This window comes from Chryseobacterium sp. W4I1 (genome assembly GCF_030816115.1).
GTDB lineage: Bacteria > Bacteroidota > Bacteroidia > Flavobacteriales > Weeksellaceae > Chryseobacterium.
The window spans coordinates 3,600,830-3,616,256 of the sequence record NZ_JAUSXQ010000001.1 but is presented as its reverse complement, the minus strand read 5'-3'; the positions used below and the strand labels follow the sequence as shown (position 1 = coordinate 3,616,256).

Sequence of the window (15,427 nt, the reverse complement as noted above, 5' to 3'; positions counted from 1 at the left end):
ATATAATTATTTTTCAAAGGTCAGATGGAACTCCATGTCATTGAGCAATGTTAATATTTCTCGGATGATAATTTAATATAACATCCCTGAGTTCCTCTGTCTTCAGATGGGTATAGATCTCAGTAGTAGTGATGCTGGAATGTCCCAGCATTTCCTGGATATAACGAAGATCTGCACCGTTCTGTAAAAGGTGTGTTGCAAAAGAATGTCTGAACGTATGTGGAGATATTTTCTTGCTCACTCCCGCTTTGTCTGTAAGTTCTTTAATGATCAGGAATACAATCACTCTGGACATAGATGTTCCACGGCTGTTCAGAAACAGCGTATCCTCATATTTTTTATTGATCTTGTTTTTTGAACGTACTTCTTTAATGTAAGTTTCCAAAAGTTCAGCAGTGTAGTCAGCCAAAGGAACGAAACGTGTTTTGTTTCCTTTTCCGTTGACTTTGATGTACTGTTCTGTGAAATTGATGTTCGAAATTTTAAGATCAATAAGTTCTGAGACACGTAAACCGCATCCGTAAAGAACCTCAATGATACAATGATTTCTCTTTCCGAGATCAGAATTTACCTCAATGGCTGCAATAATTCTGTTAATGTCCGGCAGGCTTAAGGTGTCAGGAAGATATAATCCAAGTTTTGGACCTTCGAGCAGAGAAGCAGGATTGTCTTCCCTAAACTCATCTTCAAGTAGAAACTTGAAAAAAGCTTTTATAGAAGAAATCCATCTTGCCTGAGATCTTTCACTGAACTTCTGTTTGGAAAGATTGAAGATATATTCCTGTAAGTTTTCGTAACCGATAGAGTCTGGACCGACGTTTTCCAGATCTACTTCGGCATAATCTTTTAATTTTTTGATGTCCCGAATATAGGCATCGAGTGTGTTATCTGAAAAATTTCTTTCGAAGCGAAGAAATATTTCAAAATCTTTGATTTTTTCATCCCAAGTCATATTTGTGCTTTATTTTTTTAGTTCACAGTCCGATATTTGTTCTATTTCAATACCATGGTTCCTAAGGAAAGCTATTCCGTCGTCATCTGAATACTCATTAATATACACAAGTCTTGTAATTCCTGCCTGCAAAATCAGTTTGCTGCATTCTTTGCATGGCGACAGCGTTAAATATAGCGTTGCGCCTTTTGCAGACTGAGTGGAAGCGGCCAGCTTTAATATAGCATTGGCTTCCGCATGAAGTACATACCAGTGCGTTTTTCCCTCTCCATCTTCACAGCAGTTTTCAAATCCCGAAGGAGTTCCGTTGTAACCATCTGAAATAATCATCCTATCTTTTACGATAAGAGCTCCTACCTGTTTTCTCTTACAGTAGGATAATTTTGCCCACTCTTGGGCCATTTTTAGATAAGCTTTATCAAACTTATTCATACCGCTGCATTGTTTTTTTTCGAAATAATTTTGGATTAAAAATCTTAGAAGTTAGGCTTTCTTTTCTCTAAAAAAGCGGAAACTCCTTCTTTCTTGTCGTTCATATCAAAAAGTTCTCCGAAATATTTGATTTCAGATTCAAAACCTTTATCCGTGTCAGACAAGTTTACGGCTTGTATAGCCTTTGATATAGCCATTGGTGAATTGCCGGCTATAGTACTTGCTAATTCTTTTGTTTTGGTTAATAATTCTTCAATAGAGTATACTTCATTTACCAATCCTATTTCCTTTGCCTTTTGGGCAGGAATCATTTTGGCAGAGAAGATCATTTCGTTGGCGATACCTTTTCCTACAAGTTTAGGAAGTCTTTGAGTTCCTCCATATCCTGGAATTAATCCCAGTGTAACTTCCGGAAGGCCTAGTCTTGCATTCTCTGATGCATATCTGATGTGGCACGCCATGGCAAGCTCTAAACCTCCTCCTAATGCAAAACCATTAACGGCTGCAATAACAGGTTTAGATGTATTTTCAATCTTATTGAACAGGGTATTATGCCCGTTTCTGGCCAATTCTTCGGCCTTTTCCTGTCCAAATTCACTAAATTCTTTTATGTCGGCTCCTGCTACGAATGATTTTTCCCCACCTCCTGTAATAATAATTACTCTACAGGATTCATCTGCATTAAGTTCATCCATTGCTAAACTTAGCTCTTCTATCGTTTTTGCATTTAAAGCATTTAAACTTTGAGGTCTGTTGATCGTAACAATAGCAACTTTGTCTTCCTTTTCTAATAATATATTCTCGTAACTCATTTTTCCACTATAAAATATTATTTTTTGCAAATTATGAATTTTTTACAAAAAAAAGGAAAAAATATTGATTTTTTTTCCTTTTTTTTGATTTATCGTTCAAAATGCTATTTCGAATGATTCATCATATTTGCATCTATATTGATATTAAGTTGAGATGCCACTTTCATGCCAAGTTCAATATTAGTCCTGAAAAAGTGACATAATTGACGGTTGATGATCTCATCTCTTTTTGGCCCGGTGATTCCTTTCATGCTTCCAATAATATTATGGATCAGATGTTCTCTGTCTTCAGCATTCATAGATTTGGTGTAGAGAAGACCCGGTTGTGTATAATGGTCATCATCATTTTCGTTTCTGTTGTAGCTTGCAACATGGGCACTATCTAATTCATAATCATAATTCTTGTAAGAAGGATCCGGCTTTACTTCGTCGAAGCTGTTCGGGAAATAATTCGGCTTATCCTGATATTCGCTGGAATCTGCCATAAAACCATCTCTCTGATAATTATTGACTGCAAAAGGACATCGGTTTACCTCTAGCTGGTGAGCATTCACTCCAACCCTGTATCTGTGAGCGTCTGGATAAGAAAATAATCTTCCCTGAAGCATTTTGTCCGGGGAAAAGCTGATTCCGTTGACCAGGTTGCTAGGTGAGAAAGTAGACTGTTCCACATGTGCAAAATAATTTACGGGAACTTCATTAAGTTCCATTTCTCCCACTTCAATCATCGGGAAATCATCGTGGAACCAAACCTTAGTTATATCAAAAGGATTCCATCTGAAATCTTTTGCCTGCTCTTCCGTCATTACCTGGATAAACATTGTCCATTTTGGGAAATCTCCGTTTTCAATAGCATTGCAAAGGTCTTCCTGAGCAAAATCCGGATTCTCTCCGGCCATTTGCACGGCTTCGGCATCTGTGAAATTTTTAATTCCCTGTTTGGTTTTAAAATGGAATTTTACCCAAACCCTTTCGTTTTGATGATTGATCATAGAAAAAGTATGAGACCCAAACCCATGCATATGTCTATAGCCGTACGGTGTTCCCCTGTCCGACATTAAGATAAGAACCTGGTGAAGAGATTCAGGATTGTGGCTCCAGAAATCCCACATCATTGTGGCACTTTTTAAATTAGTTTTTGGTACTCTTTTCTGGGTATGGATAAAATCAGGGAATTTTTTGGCATCCTTGATGAAAAATACCGGGGTATTGTTTCCTACCAAATCCCAGTTTCCGTCTTCCGTATAAAATTTTAAAGCAAAACCTCGTGGGTCTCTTGCGGTATCTGCACTACCTTTTTCTCCGCCAACGGTAGAGAATCGGGCAAACATTCTGCATGAATTTCCGACTTTTGAAAAGAGCTTTGCTTTTGTATATTGACTGATGTCGTGAGTTACGGTAAATGTACCATAAGCACCGCTTCCTTTGGCGTGTACTATTCTTTCAGGGATTCTTTCCCTAACAAAGTGCGCAAGGTTTTCCTGAAGGATGAAATCCTGCAACAGGACAGGGCCTCTTGGACCAACAGTCTGTGAGTCCTGATGTTCAAAATAAGGAGCACCGTTGCTTAGTGTTAATTTTTTAGAATCCATAGAGTTATGATTTGTATGATTGATTTATCTTATAAACTGTCTTATGCAGACGTATGAAATATCAAATTTACTTGAATTTTTGATTACTAATAGCAAAAACCTTTTATCTTTGTAATAGATAATATTAATCAGATGAACATTCAGCAACTGGAGTATCTTATCGCTGTTGATAAGTACAAACATTTCGGTAAGGCAGCGCAGGCATGCTTTATTACGCAGCCAACATTAAGTGCGATGATACAAAAATTTGAGGATGAACTGGATGTGAAAGTGTTCGACAGAACTACACACCCGATCCGTACTACGGATGTAGGGCTTCAGATCATTGATCAGGCAAAAGTAATTATAGAATCTGTCAATGAGCTAAAAAATAAAGCCAATCTTCTGAATAATATCCTTGGTGGAACAATCAATTTAGGCATCATTCCTACCGTTTCTTCTTTCATTCTGCCGACAGAAATCTTTAAGTTTTTGGAAGAAAATCCAAAAATCCAGATGAATGTGAAAGAAATGACTACCGACAATATTATCAAAGCTTTAAAAGCTGGTGAGTTGGATGCAGGAATCATTTCAACGCCTTATGATACTGCTGATGAATTTTATCAGGATTTCCTTTTCAATGAAGAACTGATGATCTACAGCTCCAATACGGAAGCTAATAAAAAGAATTCTTATATTATCCCTGAAGAACTGAACGTTGAAAAAGTATGGCTTCTTGAGGAAGGAAACTGTCTTAGAAATCAGTTTGAAAATATCTGTCACCTGAAAGAGAATACTTTGAAGCCTAAAAATTTAGATTTCTTAGCATCCAACATTCAGACACTGGTTCACATGGTGGATAAAGTAGGAGGGATCAGTATTCTGCCGGAACTGGCACTGAGCCAGCTTTCTGATGAACAGAAGGAAAATGTGTTCAGATTCAAAAAACCTTTCCCTTACAGAGAAATTAAGATCATTTATTATAAGCCGACTTTTAAGCAGAAGATTATTGATGAATTATCTCATTCTATCAAAAGTTCCCTAGAGCAGAAGCTTAATTACCATATCAACCCGAAGGAATTTGTGAGCATCAAGCCGCAATGAACTAAGAAGATGGCAAAGTGATATAAATCATTAATTTTAAGAAATTTACAATTAATAAGCAAAAATTTTGAGTATTAAAAAAATAGTACTTAAATTTGCAGACGTTTATAAACGAGGAAAAATTTGACCTGATTGCAACCTCTCTAAAAATATGCTAAAACAGTATTCTTTTTTCTGGGCAATTTATTCTTATTTTTCTTCACTTATTTTTAATCTAAAAAACAAAGAATAATATGTCTTATCTATTTACATCTGAATCAGTTTCAGAAGGACATCCGGATAAAATTGCCGATCAAATTTCCGATGCGTTAATCGATCATTTCTTAGCATACGATAAAAACTCCAAAGTAGCTTGTGAAACCCTGGTGACTACGGGACAGGTTGTCCTTGCCGGAGAAGTAAAATCGGATGCTTATCTTGATGTGCAGACTATTGCGAGAGACGTAATCAATGGTATAGGGTATACAAAAGGCGAATATATGTTCAATGGAGATTCCTGCGGGGTGATTTCTGCGATCCATGAGCAGTCTCCGGATATCAACCAGGGAGTTGACAGAGCAGTAAACGATGAATCTTTCGAAGCCAAGGCGAATGCACAAGGAGCTGGTGACCAGGGGATGATGTTCGGGTATGCCACTAATGAAACGGCTAACTATATGCCGCTTGCTTTGGACCTTGCCCATACTATTCTTAAAGAACTTTCTGTCCTGAGAAGAGAAGGAAGTGAAATCGCTTACTTACGTCCTGATGCAAAAAGCCAGGTGACTATTGAATATTCTGACGATCACAAGCCTGTAAGAATTGATTCTATCGTAGTTTCTACTCAGCATGATGATTTCGGAACTGAAGAAGAAATGCTGAACAAGATCCGTGAGGATATCAAAAGTATCCTTGTTCCAAGAGTAGTGGCTCAGCAGACTGAAGAAATCAAAGCTTTATTCAATGATCAGATCAAATATCACATCAACCCGACTGGTAAGTTTGTAATTGGTGGTCCTCACGGAGATACTGGTCTTACAGGAAGAAAAATTATTGTAGATACCTATGGAGGAAAAGGAGCTCACGGTGGTGGTGCTTTCTCTGGAAAAGACCCTTCAAAAGTAGACAGAAGTGCTGCTTATGCTACAAGACACATTGCGAAGAACTTAGTTGCTGCCGGGGTAGCTGATGAAGTTTTGGTTCAGGTTTCTTATGCTATCGGTGTTGCTGAACCTTGTGGTTTGTATATTAATACTTACGGAACTGCGAAAGTAGATCTTCACGACGGTGAAATCGCTAAGAAAGTGTCTGCGATCTTCGATTTAAGACCTTACGCAATAGAGCAGAACTTAAAATTAAGAAACCCAATCTATCTGGAAACGGCTTCTTACGGGCACATGGGGAAAGAGCACTATATTGCTGACAAAACATTCAATAAAGGTCAGAAGAACGAAATTACCCTTACAGGTCTTGAATTCTTTACCTGGGAAAAACTTGACAAAGTAGACGAAATTAAAACCGCTTTTGGTATTTAATCCCACTTTAGAAATAATAAATAGACTGCTTTATCTTGGGATAAGGCAGTTTTTTTTAATTTTACACTTTAAATAATTAGAGATGATGAATTTTAGAACAGCAGTTACCGTACTTTTTATAGGTTTCCTGAGCGTGATGACAAAGGCGCAGTATACCATGCATAAAATGGTAAGTGTGGGATATACCTACCAGAACCAGAGCTTTGGGGAAGTTGGTGGTAAATTGCTTTTCCTGAAGAATGATGATGTGATATACAGGCTTGGCGGATCTGCTTTGATGGGTTCTGCCGGTTCCAAATTTGCCATTATGCCTAAGCTGCAGGCAGATGTACTTCTTAATTTTGAGAAAAATGTAGACTTCTATCATTCCTATTACCTTTTGATAGGAGCAGAAGGAACAAACAAATATATTGCACCGAAGATAGGAGTTACCCTTTTCGGGCTGTTGGATCTTGCCGGAGGCTATGCTTTCCCGATTGGAGATGCCCGTTTGAACGGAAAAGAGTTAAAGGGTTTAAATGTTAATTTAACATTAAATATCCCTACGGTCTTTATTCATGATATGTTTAAGTGATTTTTATTAAATTTTCCTGTAAAAATTTAATAATAGCTTAACAGTTATTAAAAAATTATTATATTTACACCATATAATAATTGTACTGCCTATAGATTTTACTTTACTCTAAAAAACTGTTTTGTATTTACAGCTAGGGCCAGATGAAATATCTGGAGAATTGCTGGTCTGCAAATATTTTATTATTGAGAAGAGTTATGAAATCAAAAACGGACAGCCTACTAATTTCCCTTTATCAGAAAGGAGACGAAGAAGCCTTATCAGCCCTTATTCATCGTCATCAGAGAGAACTGTTTACATTCATTTTTTACAAAATTAATGATGAAGACCTTGCGAATGATGTTTTTCAGGATACATTCATGAAAATCATCCTGATGCTGAAAGAAGGCCGGTATAACGAAGAAGGCAAGTTTATTCTTTGGGCAAAAAGAATCGCACACAATCTTATCATCGATCATTTCAGACTGAAATCGAAAAATGTAAAAGTTTCGGAAACCACTTTTGAAACAGACGAGTATTCAATTTTTGATCTGATCAGAGAACCTTCTGAAAACATTGAGGATCAGTTGGTAACCCTTCAGATCCAGGAAGATCTGATGAGAATGCTTCAGTTTCTGCCTCAGAACCAGCAGGAAGTCATTAAACTAAGGTTTTTTGACGGGCTGAGCTTCAAAGAAATTGCAGATCATACCAACATGAGCATCAATACCACATTGGGAAGAGTACGCTATGCACTTATTAACCTGAGAAAAATCATGGACGAAAATAACATTGTATTGACGAGATAGGATAATATTTTTGAAAAATTCACGTTTAAAGGAAAACATACTTCGCCTATGAAAAAAAATGATTCCTTAAAAGTGAAAGCTTTGAAACCTAAGAAACAAACAATTGATTTTTTACTGAATTATTCAAAAAGTCTTGAACTGGTAAAAACCAAAAGCAAGAATTTCCCGATTTCCAAAAATTAAATTGACTAATTTTGTGCTGTATGAAAATTCAGCACATTTTTTTTGACCTGGACAATACGCTCTGGGATCACCGTAAGAACGCTTACCTTACCATCAAAGACCTGTTTAAAAAACAAGAGATCACTTTAAACTACAATATCGACTTTGAAGAGTTTCATTCCGTTTATCATGAAATTAATGAAAGCCTTTGGGAAAAAATAAGAGACGGGATTATTGGGAAAGAATATCTTAGAAAGCATCGCTTCTATGATACTTTCAAGCATTTTGGAGTAGAGAATGAGGAGCTTTCACAATATTTTGAAGAAAATTTTCTGGATAAGATCCTCAATCATAATGATCTGGTAGAAGCAGCAGAGTATATTCTGGAATACCTGAAGTCCAAACACTACACGCTGCACATTATTTCTAATGGCTTTCAGGAAGTGACAGAAAGAAAATGCATCCTTTCAGGAATAGATAAATACTTTAAAACCATTACCAGTGCCGATTCTGTTGGCGTGAGAAAGCCCAATCCGAAGATCTTTGAATATTCTTTAGGCATTGCGGAAGCCAGTAAAGAGGAGAGTATCCTGATCGGTGACGACTGGATCGCAGATGTTGTAGGTTCCCAAAACTACGGCCTCGACGTAATCTTCTTCGATGTTTATAAAGAAAATAAGCAGGAAGAAGGCCTGAAGGTCATTACCCATCTTCTTCAGATCAAAGAGTATTTATAAAATATACAGTTTTCAATAGCTGTAAAATTTATTTTTTTGAACCATTAAGATGAAAGGTTTAAGTTTAATTAAGATAAAAATCAAAGATTTTTAAGGTCAGTTCCTTCTTATTTTCTTAACTGCTTCAATCATCTTAATGGTTTAATTATTTTCACCATTCACCATTCACCATTCACCATTCACCATTCACCATTTTCCTCTTTTCCTAATTCTTTCCTAAATTGATTCTGACCTTTGCTCTATAATAATGACAGAAAAAATTTAATGTTATGAAAAAATTTAGAAAAATCACAGGAGCGCTTGTTTTATTATTCTTATTGACAGGCGGATTTATTTTTGCACAGGACAAAGCGATCAGTGCCAACCAACTTCCTAAAACAGCTAAGAATTTCCTTGCTGCCAATTTTAAAGGAATTGCTGTAGGATCTGCAATTGAAGACAGAGAGATCTACGGCGTTGACGAATACCAGGTTTATCTGGCCAACGGGATGAAAGTAGAATTCGACAGCAGCGGAAATTGGAAAGAAGTAGATGGGAAGCACCAAAAGCTCCCTTATGGATTTATTCCCACATCAATCAGAAATTATGCAGCTAAGAATTTCCCAAACACTTATATCGTTAAGATCGAAAAAGAAAGATGGTCTTACAAAGCAGAACTTTCTAACGGACTGGATCTGGAGTTTGACAGAAAAGGAAATTTCAAGAGAATTGATGATTAACTAAATATAACCCTTAAATCTTACTATGATGGTCAACTGGAATATAATAAACAGCAGTGAAAGAGATACATCTTCCCAAAGTATCAGAAAAGCGATAGTATCTGTTTTAACAAGACATTATCCCGGAAGTATAGTAGATTGTATTGAAAAGAAATACAATGCTTATAAAATACATCTCATGAACGGCCTTTGTCTTACTTTTGATGCAGACGGACGCCGTATCAATACACAATAAGTAATGAAAATGGAAACAGGAGGCCAGGAGAAATAGCTTAAAGCTCCCGTCTTCCTTTCCATTTTTCATATATTTGAAAAGCTAATACTGCAGGATGAAGATATTAATTGTAGAAGATGAACCGGAACTGAAAGATACCGTACAGACTTTTCTGGAAGCAGAGCATTTTATTGTAGAGTTTGCCCTTACCTATAGTGCCGGGCTTGAGAAGATTATTTCTTATGAATATGACTGTATTCTTTTGGATATTATGCTGCCTGACGGCAATGGAATGGATCTGCTGAAAGAAATCAAGAATCTGCATAAGAAAGATCCTGTGATCATTCTGTCAGCTAAAGATTCTGTAGACGATAAAGTGGCCGGACTTGAGATAGGAGCAGATGATTATCTGGCCAAACCTTTTCATCTTGCAGAACTGATGGCGAGAATCCGGTCTGTGATCAGGAGAAAAAATCAGGATGGTGAAAATACAATTATCTATAAAAATATCAGTATTGATCCGGAAAACAGAACTGTTAAAGTTGGAAATGAAGACTTGGTGCTGAACCGGAAAGAGTATGATCTTCTGTATTATTTTGTGATCCATCCGGAAAAAACATTACAAAAAACGACTCTTGCCGAAGCGATCTGGGGAGATTACATCGATCAGGCGGATAGCCTTGATTTTATCTATTCCCAGATCAAAAATCTCCGAAAAAAACTGAAAGCCCTTAATGCAGAAGCCGACTTCCAGGCCGTTTACGGAATTGGATATAAATTTATCTGATGAAAGTTTCGTTAAAATACTACACCATAAAATACCTCATCGGAATTCTCCTGCTGATCATAGCGGTCTGGGCAGCGCTTTTCTATGCCTATATTCTGGATGAAGTGTATGATAATGTAGATGACGGACTGAAAGACAGGAAGATTCAGATTATAAAGGCGGTCTATCACGATCCTGAACTTTTGGACAGCAAGGATTTTGGATTTAATGAATTTAAAATCAAGTCTATCGCAGAATCCGATTATAAAGAGAAGAACAGACTCTATAATAAGATGTTTTACATGGAGTATGATGATAAAGACCAGCCTTACCGGGTTCTTGAGACGGACTTTATAGATCAGTTCGGAAAACGCCAAAGACTGGAAATAAGGACCTCTACTGTAGAGCAAGATGAGCTGGTATATGATCTTACCACAGCCTTGATTGTATTATATATTCTTCTTGTAATCAGTATTATTGGGGTGAATGGTTATCTTCTGAATAAAGCGATGCGGCCTTTCTATACTATTCTGGAGAAGCTTAAAGGATACCAGTTCGGGGTCTCTGCTTCACAGGAGCCACAGAATTATTCCATCAAAGAATTTGAAGAACTTAATGTGGAAATAGAGGAAATGATAGAGCGTAATGAGCTTGTTTTCCATCAGCAGAAACAGTTTATTGAAAATGCTTCCCATGAACTTCAGACGCCACTCGCTATTATGATCAATAAAATCGATCTGGTGATCCAAAATGAAGAGCTTGACCGGAAAAATTTAAATTTTATTTCAGAATTAAAAGGTGATTTAAGAAGAATGGCAGGACTGAATAAATCCCTGCTTATGCTTTCAAAAATAGAAAACAGCCAGTTCAATAAAACTTCAAAAGTAGATTTCAATGAAATGATCACAGGACTGGTCAAAAGCTATGAAGATTTTATTGAGTTCAAAAAAATTCATGTCAATATTATTGAAAAAGGATTCTTTGGGGCGGATTTTAATCCTGATCTGGCGGATATCCTGTTGTCTAATCTGCTTAAAAATGCGGTAAAATACAATAGTCAGGAAGGAATCGTCAATATCGTTATAGAAGATAACAGGCTGATTTTTCAGAATAGTAGTAATGGAATGCCACTGGATGATACACAGATCTTTAATCGTTTTTACAAAAAGGGTTCAGATCACAGTTCTACCGGTTTGGGATTGTCTATTATCAGGACTATAACAAAACAATATCCCGGATGGGATATTGTTTATAAATTTGAAAGTGGAATGCACTGTTTTATTCTTTCTAAAAAAAATAAGTAATTGTTGTCTCTGAATGAAATATCTCTATTCTTTTTTGTGATGTATAGTAAATTAAGTTATTTTTGAGCAAACACAATCCAATGTTATTTCTTTTCGGGACTGGAAAGTCCACTTTAAAAAACCAATATCCATTACAAGGCTGTACATGCCCTGCCTGTCATCAGAATAATACAATGGTGGCGGGTACTATAGCAAGATATTTCCATTTCTTTTTTATTCCTGTTTTCCCTACATCCAAGGAAAATATTGCTGTTTGTAATCACTGTAAGGGTCGTTTTTCTTATGATCAGTTTACAGATGAAATGAAGCAGAGTTTTGATTCGCAGCAGAACGTTCAACCTAATTCCAGACCAATCTGGCACGGTTGCGGCTGTTTTATTATTCTTATTGGAATAGTCTGTTTTATAGTGTTGGGAATTATAGGCTGGTTTAAATCAAAAGAAGAACCTGAAAAACCTAAAGACAAAAGAGAAGCCTTTCTTAAAGCTGATATGAAAAAGCTGACGGAAAATCCTACTATGGCAACTGATAGTACATCATTTTATATTAAAGGTTATATAGATGATATATTGGAAAACGAACTTAATAAGAAAGATATTAAATATTTTTCTAAGATTAATGGGGATAAAATTCTGATTATTCTTGATATTGATGATATAAAAAAAATAAAATCATCAGAAAGATATTATATTATAAATTTTGTACAGGAGGCTCTTAAGGAACATGAAGGCTATGAGAATCTGCAACAATATATTGGGGTAGATGGGATGTGGAATATGGTTTTAGCGGTATCTCCCCATTATACAGATGTAGATGGAAAATTTGCGAAAGAGAGTGTATTGTTCCCCTTTTAAGATATTCTTAAGAATTACAGTGAACCGGTAGAAATAATGATAAAATCTAATAAGACTGATCATCAGAAAGGGAAAAAATAAAAATGTTTCACAAAGCATTCATTGAGATGATATGAGAAATGACCAATAATAAGAAAGCCTTCAAACTGAAAGGCTTTCTTATTATTGGAAAGGAAAAATTAAATTCCTAAGCTTGTTCTTACTCTTTTCATGGTAGATGTTGCCACTACTCTTGTTTTTGCAGCACCTTCCTGAAGTTTTGCTTCCAGTTCATCAAGATTGTTCATATAATAAGCGAACAGTTCTCTTTCTTTTGCAAAACGGGTTAAGATCAGATTTAACAGCTCTAATTTAGCGTGTCCGTAACCGAAATTTCCAGCCAGGTATTTAGATCTTAATTCTTCCGTTTGTTCAGATGTTGCGATCAGTTCATATATTGCAAAAACCTTATCTGTTTTAGGATCTTTAGGTTCCTCCAGAGCTTTAGAATCGGTTTCTATACTCATCACCTGTTTTTTCAGTTCTTTCTCGGGAAGGAAGATATTGATGATATTACCCATTGATTTAGACATTTTACGGCCATCAGTTCCGGGAACATATTTTGTGTCTTCCTGAAGCTCAGACTGTGGAAGTACGAAAACTTCTCCCATCTGATTGTTGAACCTTGATGCTACATCACGGGCAATCTCAAGATGCTGAAGCTGGTCTTTACCTACAGGAACGACCTCTGCATCATACAGTAAAATATCTGCAGCCATCAGAATAGGGTAAGTGAACAGCCCGGCATTCACGTCCTGAAGACGGTCTGCCTTATCCTTAAATGAATGGGCAAGCGTTAATCTTTGATAAGGAAAAAAACATGATAAATGCCAAGATAGTTCACAGGTTTCAGGGATATCACTCTGTCTATAAAAATATGTTTTTTCAGTATCCAGCCCACAAGCAAGCCAAGCCGCAGCGATCTCGTAGGTATTTTGTTTCAGTTCTTTCGCATCCTTAATCTGAGTAAGAGAATGAAGGTTGGCGATGAATAAAAATGATTCATTTCCTTCCTGCTTGGAAAGTTCAATAGCAGGAATGATTGCCCCCAGCAGATTTCCAAGATGGGGTGTTCCGGTGGCTTGAATGCCGGTAAGAATTCTTGACATTTGTTTAAATTATTTATAAAATTATTGAATTGCAAATTTAATTATTTTCCCACTGATTGCACGGCTTTTCACAGATGATTGTGTTTTCTCTTTATTTAAAAATTAATTTAAACGCAAAGATTTTATTTTCAAACCTATTATTTAAGAAAAGCAAAGGCAATAAATTTGCTGCGCTAAACTTGAAAACAGAGCTTCATCAAACCAGCTTGGTGATTCTTCTTTCCCACTTGAAATTTTATTAGATTTAAATTTTGCGTTAAAAAAAAATCAGTAAGAGGGAAAATTAAGGAATGATAATCTTTTCTCCTCCAAATTTTGGCTGAACCCCAAAAAGAAGATCCCAATACACTTTTGTTTTTGCAAGATATTCTCTCAGGTTCGTCTTTAAACCAGCATATTTATTCACATCATTGGCATTGTATCCATAAGCTTCCATCCTATTTTTTCTGGCGAGAAAGACCGCTCTTTCGTTATGAAATTTCTGAGAAATAATTACAAGCTTATTCTGTCCGAAGATCTCTTTAGCCCGGATTACAGAATCCAGTGTTCTGAATCCCGCATGGTCCAGCACGATCCTCTCCTTAGGAATGCCATACTTCATCAGGGCAAGCTGCATATCTTCAGGTTCATTATAATCTTTGGTACTGTTGTCGCCGCTTACAATGATGTATTGTATCTTTCCGCTCTTATAAAGATCGATGGCAGCCTGTATTCTGTTGTAAAAATAGGCATTGGGCATACCGTTGCTCAAATTTTTTCCGGTTCCAAGGAGTAAAGCTGTTTTGGTTTCCGGAATATCGGCAATGCGGTATGAAACAAAGGCATTACTTTCTTTCCTGATGCTGTAGTTGGCCCAGGCTATAAAAATAATTCCCACCGCAAGAAGCAGCAGGAAAAATTTAAAAATATTTTTAATTACTTTTTTCATCCGGAATACTGTTTTTTAAAACTCAAGTCCGTTCGGGAAAGCTTTTTTTCTGAAGATTAGTAACAAGGCAGCACCTACCGTAATAGCAGAATCTGCTACATTGAAGATATATTTGAAGAATTCAATATGTTTTCCTCCAATCAAAGGGATATTATCTGGGACATACCAGTCTACCAAAGGAAAATGAAGCATATCTACTACGCAGCCTTTCATAAAAGCTGAGTAACCCTGTCCTACAGGAACAAACTTTGAAACTCCACCATATCCGATCCATCGGTCGATACTTTGGTCATAAACCGTTCCGCTGTCAAATATCAATCCGTAGAACATACCGTCGATGATATTTCCGATAGCCCCGGCAAAAATAACAGCCATTGGAATCAGAAGATAATTGGATGCTCCCTGCTTTAGCCATTTTTTAAACATATAAACCATTCCCCCGATCAGAAAAAGCCTCAGGATCACCAGAAAATATTTCCCGATGATGCCTCCGAAATGCAGCCCGTAAGCCATTCCCGGATTTTCTACGAAAGTCAGTTTAAACCCTGGAAGAACGTTGATGCTGTCGTCCAGGTTGAAATGGGTTTTGATGTAAATCTTTGAAGCCTGATCAATTAACAATACCAGAAATGTTATAGCTAAGATCTTTTTCATTACAATCCTTTTGGTTTAGAAGGTTTCTCCGGATTTTTCTTATCAAAAATTTTCTTCGCTACCTTTTCTGTATGGAACGTGTTTTTGGTCTGAGCCCTTTCATATCTGATGTTCATTTCTTTTAAAACACTTTTCAGTGCACTCAGTTCCATAGGGTTTTTAGGATGTACTATGATAGATTCCATTTTCTTATC

Annotated in this window: 19 protein-coding genes; 11 read left to right on the top strand and 8 right to left on the bottom strand. The window is 36.6% G+C overall.

Features of this window, described 5'->3' with window-relative positions:
• Positions 1-37: 37 nt before the first annotated feature.
• The 4 genes from xerD to QF044_RS16830 form a co-directional block, all read right to left on the bottom strand.
• A complete protein-coding gene (gene xerD, locus QF044_RS16845; protein WP_307269741.1) occupies positions 38-952 on the bottom strand; it encodes a site-specific tyrosine recombinase XerD in 915 nt (304 codons plus the stop codon).
• Positions 953-961: 9 nt separating this feature from the next.
• Entirely contained in the window at positions 962-1,384 is a 423-nt protein-coding gene (locus QF044_RS16840) for a dCMP deaminase family protein (protein ID WP_116013087.1), read from the bottom strand.
• A 44-nt stretch (positions 1,385-1,428) separates the two neighbouring features.
• On the bottom strand, positions 1,429-2,196 hold the full coding sequence (locus QF044_RS16835; protein WP_307269738.1) for an enoyl-CoA hydratase-related protein: 768 nt from the start codon (positions 2,194-2,196) through the stop codon (positions 1,429-1,431).
• Positions 2,197-2,300: 104 nt separating this feature from the next.
• A complete protein-coding gene (locus QF044_RS16830) occupies positions 2,301-3,788 on the bottom strand; it encodes a catalase (RefSeq protein WP_307269735.1) in 1,488 nt (495 codons plus the stop codon).
• 132 nt (positions 3,789-3,920) lie between these two features.
• On the opposite strand from QF044_RS16830, the gene QF044_RS16825 reads away from it, so the two are divergent.
• The 11 genes from QF044_RS16825 (at position 3,921) to QF044_RS16775 (ending at position 12,503) form a co-directional block, all read left to right on the top strand.
• The gene (locus tag QF044_RS16825) at positions 3,921-4,871 is read left to right on the top strand and encodes a LysR substrate-binding domain-containing protein (protein ID WP_223609037.1); all 951 of its coding nucleotides are present in this window, start codon (positions 3,921-3,923) and stop codon (positions 4,869-4,871) included.
• Positions 4,872-5,104: 233 nt separating this feature from the next.
• Positions 5,105-6,385 (top strand): methionine adenosyltransferase, encoded by a 1,281-nt coding sequence (metK, locus tag QF044_RS16820; protein ID WP_307269725.1) that lies wholly within the window; start codon positions 5,105-5,107, stop codon positions 6,383-6,385.
• An 82-nt stretch (positions 6,386-6,467) separates the two neighbouring features.
• Entirely contained in the window at positions 6,468-6,959 is a 492-nt protein-coding gene (locus QF044_RS16815) for a hypothetical protein (RefSeq protein ID WP_307269721.1), read from the top strand.
• Positions 6,960-7,156: 197 nt separating this feature from the next.
• Positions 7,157-7,747 carry an RNA polymerase sigma factor gene (locus tag QF044_RS16810; protein WP_307269719.1) on the top strand — a complete coding sequence of 197 codons (591 nt, stop codon included), beginning with the start codon at positions 7,157-7,159 and terminating at the stop codon, positions 7,745-7,747.
• A 48-nt stretch (positions 7,748-7,795) separates the two neighbouring features.
• Positions 7,796-7,930 (top strand): hypothetical protein, encoded by a 135-nt coding sequence (locus QF044_RS16805; RefSeq protein ID WP_307269716.1) that lies wholly within the window; start codon positions 7,796-7,798, stop codon positions 7,928-7,930.
• A gap of 20 nt (positions 7,931-7,950) precedes the next feature.
• Entirely contained in the window at positions 7,951-8,646 is a 696-nt protein-coding gene (locus QF044_RS16800) for a YjjG family noncanonical pyrimidine nucleotidase (RefSeq protein ID WP_307269714.1), read from the top strand.
• Between the two features lie 269 nt (positions 8,647-8,915).
• Positions 8,916-9,365, top strand: a complete 450-nt coding sequence (locus QF044_RS16795) for a PepSY-like domain-containing protein (protein ID WP_307269712.1) — start codon at positions 8,916-8,918, stop codon at positions 9,363-9,365.
• A 25-nt stretch (positions 9,366-9,390) separates the two neighbouring features.
• A complete protein-coding gene (locus tag QF044_RS16790; RefSeq protein ID WP_307269709.1) occupies positions 9,391-9,600 on the top strand; it encodes a PepSY-like domain-containing protein in 210 nt (69 codons plus the stop codon).
• Positions 9,601-9,694: 94 nt separating this feature from the next.
• Positions 9,695-10,366, top strand: a complete 672-nt coding sequence (locus QF044_RS16785; RefSeq protein ID WP_307269707.1) for a response regulator transcription factor — start codon at positions 9,695-9,697, stop codon at positions 10,364-10,366.
• Positions 10,366-11,649 (top strand): HAMP domain-containing sensor histidine kinase, encoded by a 1,284-nt coding sequence (locus QF044_RS16780; protein WP_307269704.1) that lies wholly within the window; start codon positions 10,366-10,368, stop codon positions 11,647-11,649. The genes QF044_RS16785 and QF044_RS16780 overlap by 1 nt, the downstream gene beginning before the upstream one ends.
• 80 nt (positions 11,650-11,729) lie before the next feature.
• Positions 11,730-12,503, top strand: a complete 774-nt coding sequence (locus tag QF044_RS16775; RefSeq protein ID WP_307269701.1) for a zinc-ribbon domain-containing protein — start codon at positions 11,730-11,732, stop codon at positions 12,501-12,503.
• 179 nt (positions 12,504-12,682) lie between these two features.
• Here the strand turns inward: QF044_RS16775 and trpS are convergent, their stop codons facing one another.
• The 4 genes from trpS to QF044_RS16755 all read right to left on the bottom strand — a co-directional run bounded on the left by trpS (position 12,683) and on the right by QF044_RS16755 (position 15,418).
• Complete coding sequence (gene trpS / locus QF044_RS16770) at positions 12,683-13,651, bottom strand: tryptophan--tRNA ligase (RefSeq protein ID WP_307269698.1); 969 nt, start codon at positions 13,649-13,651, stop codon at positions 12,683-12,685.
• A 283-nt stretch (positions 13,652-13,934) separates the two neighbouring features.
• A complete protein-coding gene (locus tag QF044_RS16765; protein WP_307269695.1) occupies positions 13,935-14,579 on the bottom strand; it encodes a vancomycin high temperature exclusion protein in 645 nt (214 codons plus the stop codon).
• 15 nt (positions 14,580-14,594) lie between these two features.
• Positions 14,595-15,233, bottom strand: a complete 639-nt coding sequence (locus tag QF044_RS16760) for a lipoprotein signal peptidase (protein ID WP_307269692.1) — start codon at positions 15,231-15,233, stop codon at positions 14,595-14,597.
• On the bottom strand, positions 15,233-15,418 hold the full coding sequence (locus QF044_RS16755) for a DUF2683 family protein (RefSeq protein WP_307269689.1): 186 nt from the start codon (positions 15,416-15,418) through the stop codon (positions 15,233-15,235). Before QF044_RS16755 ends, QF044_RS16760 begins: the two co-directional genes overlap by 1 nt.
• Positions 15,419-15,427 lie beyond the last annotated feature (9 nt).

Excerpts from the sequence above, each read along its gene's own strand:
- QF044_RS16835 (WP_307269738.1), bottom strand. The coding sequence starts at position 2,196 with ATGAGTTACGAGAATATATTATTAGAAAAGGAAGACAAAGTTGCTATT.
- QF044_RS16785 (WP_307269707.1), top strand. The coding sequence starts at position 9,695 with ATGAAGATATTAATTGTAGAAGATGAACCGGAACTGAAAGATACCGTA.
- QF044_RS16790 (WP_307269709.1), top strand. The coding sequence starts at position 9,391 with ATGATGGTCAACTGGAATATAATAAACAGCAGTGAAAGAGATACATCT.
- QF044_RS16755 (WP_307269689.1), bottom strand. The coding sequence starts at position 15,418 with ATGGAATCTATCATAGTACATCCTAAAAACCCTATGGAACTGAGTGCA.
- QF044_RS16830 (WP_307269735.1), bottom strand. The coding sequence starts at position 3,788 with ATGGATTCTAAAAAATTAACACTAAGCAACGGTGCTCCTTATTTTGAA.
- QF044_RS16805 (WP_307269716.1), top strand. The coding sequence starts at position 7,796 with ATGAAAAAAAATGATTCCTTAAAAGTGAAAGCTTTGAAACCTAAGAAA.
- xerD (WP_307269741.1), bottom strand. The coding sequence starts at position 952 with ATGACTTGGGATGAAAAAATCAAAGATTTTGAAATATTTCTTCGCTTC.
- QF044_RS16800 (WP_307269714.1), top strand. The coding sequence starts at position 7,951 with ATGAAAATTCAGCACATTTTTTTTGACCTGGACAATACGCTCTGGGAT.
- QF044_RS16815 (WP_307269721.1), top strand. The coding sequence starts at position 6,468 with ATGATGAATTTTAGAACAGCAGTTACCGTACTTTTTATAGGTTTCCTG.
- QF044_RS16810 (WP_307269719.1), top strand. The coding sequence starts at position 7,157 with ATGAAATCAAAAACGGACAGCCTACTAATTTCCCTTTATCAGAAAGGA.
- QF044_RS16775 (WP_307269701.1), top strand. The coding sequence starts at position 11,730 with ATGTTATTTCTTTTCGGGACTGGAAAGTCCACTTTAAAAAACCAATAT.
- trpS (WP_307269698.1), bottom strand. The coding sequence starts at position 13,651 with ATGTCAAGAATTCTTACCGGCATTCAAGCCACCGGAACACCCCATCTT.
- QF044_RS16760 (WP_307269692.1), bottom strand. The coding sequence starts at position 15,233 with ATGAAAAAGATCTTAGCTATAACATTTCTGGTATTGTTAATTGATCAG.
- QF044_RS16825 (WP_223609037.1), top strand. The coding sequence starts at position 3,921 with ATGAACATTCAGCAACTGGAGTATCTTATCGCTGTTGATAAGTACAAA.
- QF044_RS16765 (WP_307269695.1), bottom strand. The coding sequence starts at position 14,579 with ATGAAAAAAGTAATTAAAAATATTTTTAAATTTTTCCTGCTGCTTCTT.
- QF044_RS16840 (WP_116013087.1), bottom strand. The coding sequence starts at position 1,384 with ATGAATAAGTTTGATAAAGCTTATCTAAAAATGGCCCAAGAGTGGGCA.
- metK (WP_307269725.1), top strand. The coding sequence starts at position 5,105 with ATGTCTTATCTATTTACATCTGAATCAGTTTCAGAAGGACATCCGGAT.
- QF044_RS16780 (WP_307269704.1), top strand. The coding sequence starts at position 10,366 with ATGAAAGTTTCGTTAAAATACTACACCATAAAATACCTCATCGGAATT.
- QF044_RS16795 (WP_307269712.1), top strand. The coding sequence starts at position 8,916 with ATGAAAAAATTTAGAAAAATCACAGGAGCGCTTGTTTTATTATTCTTA.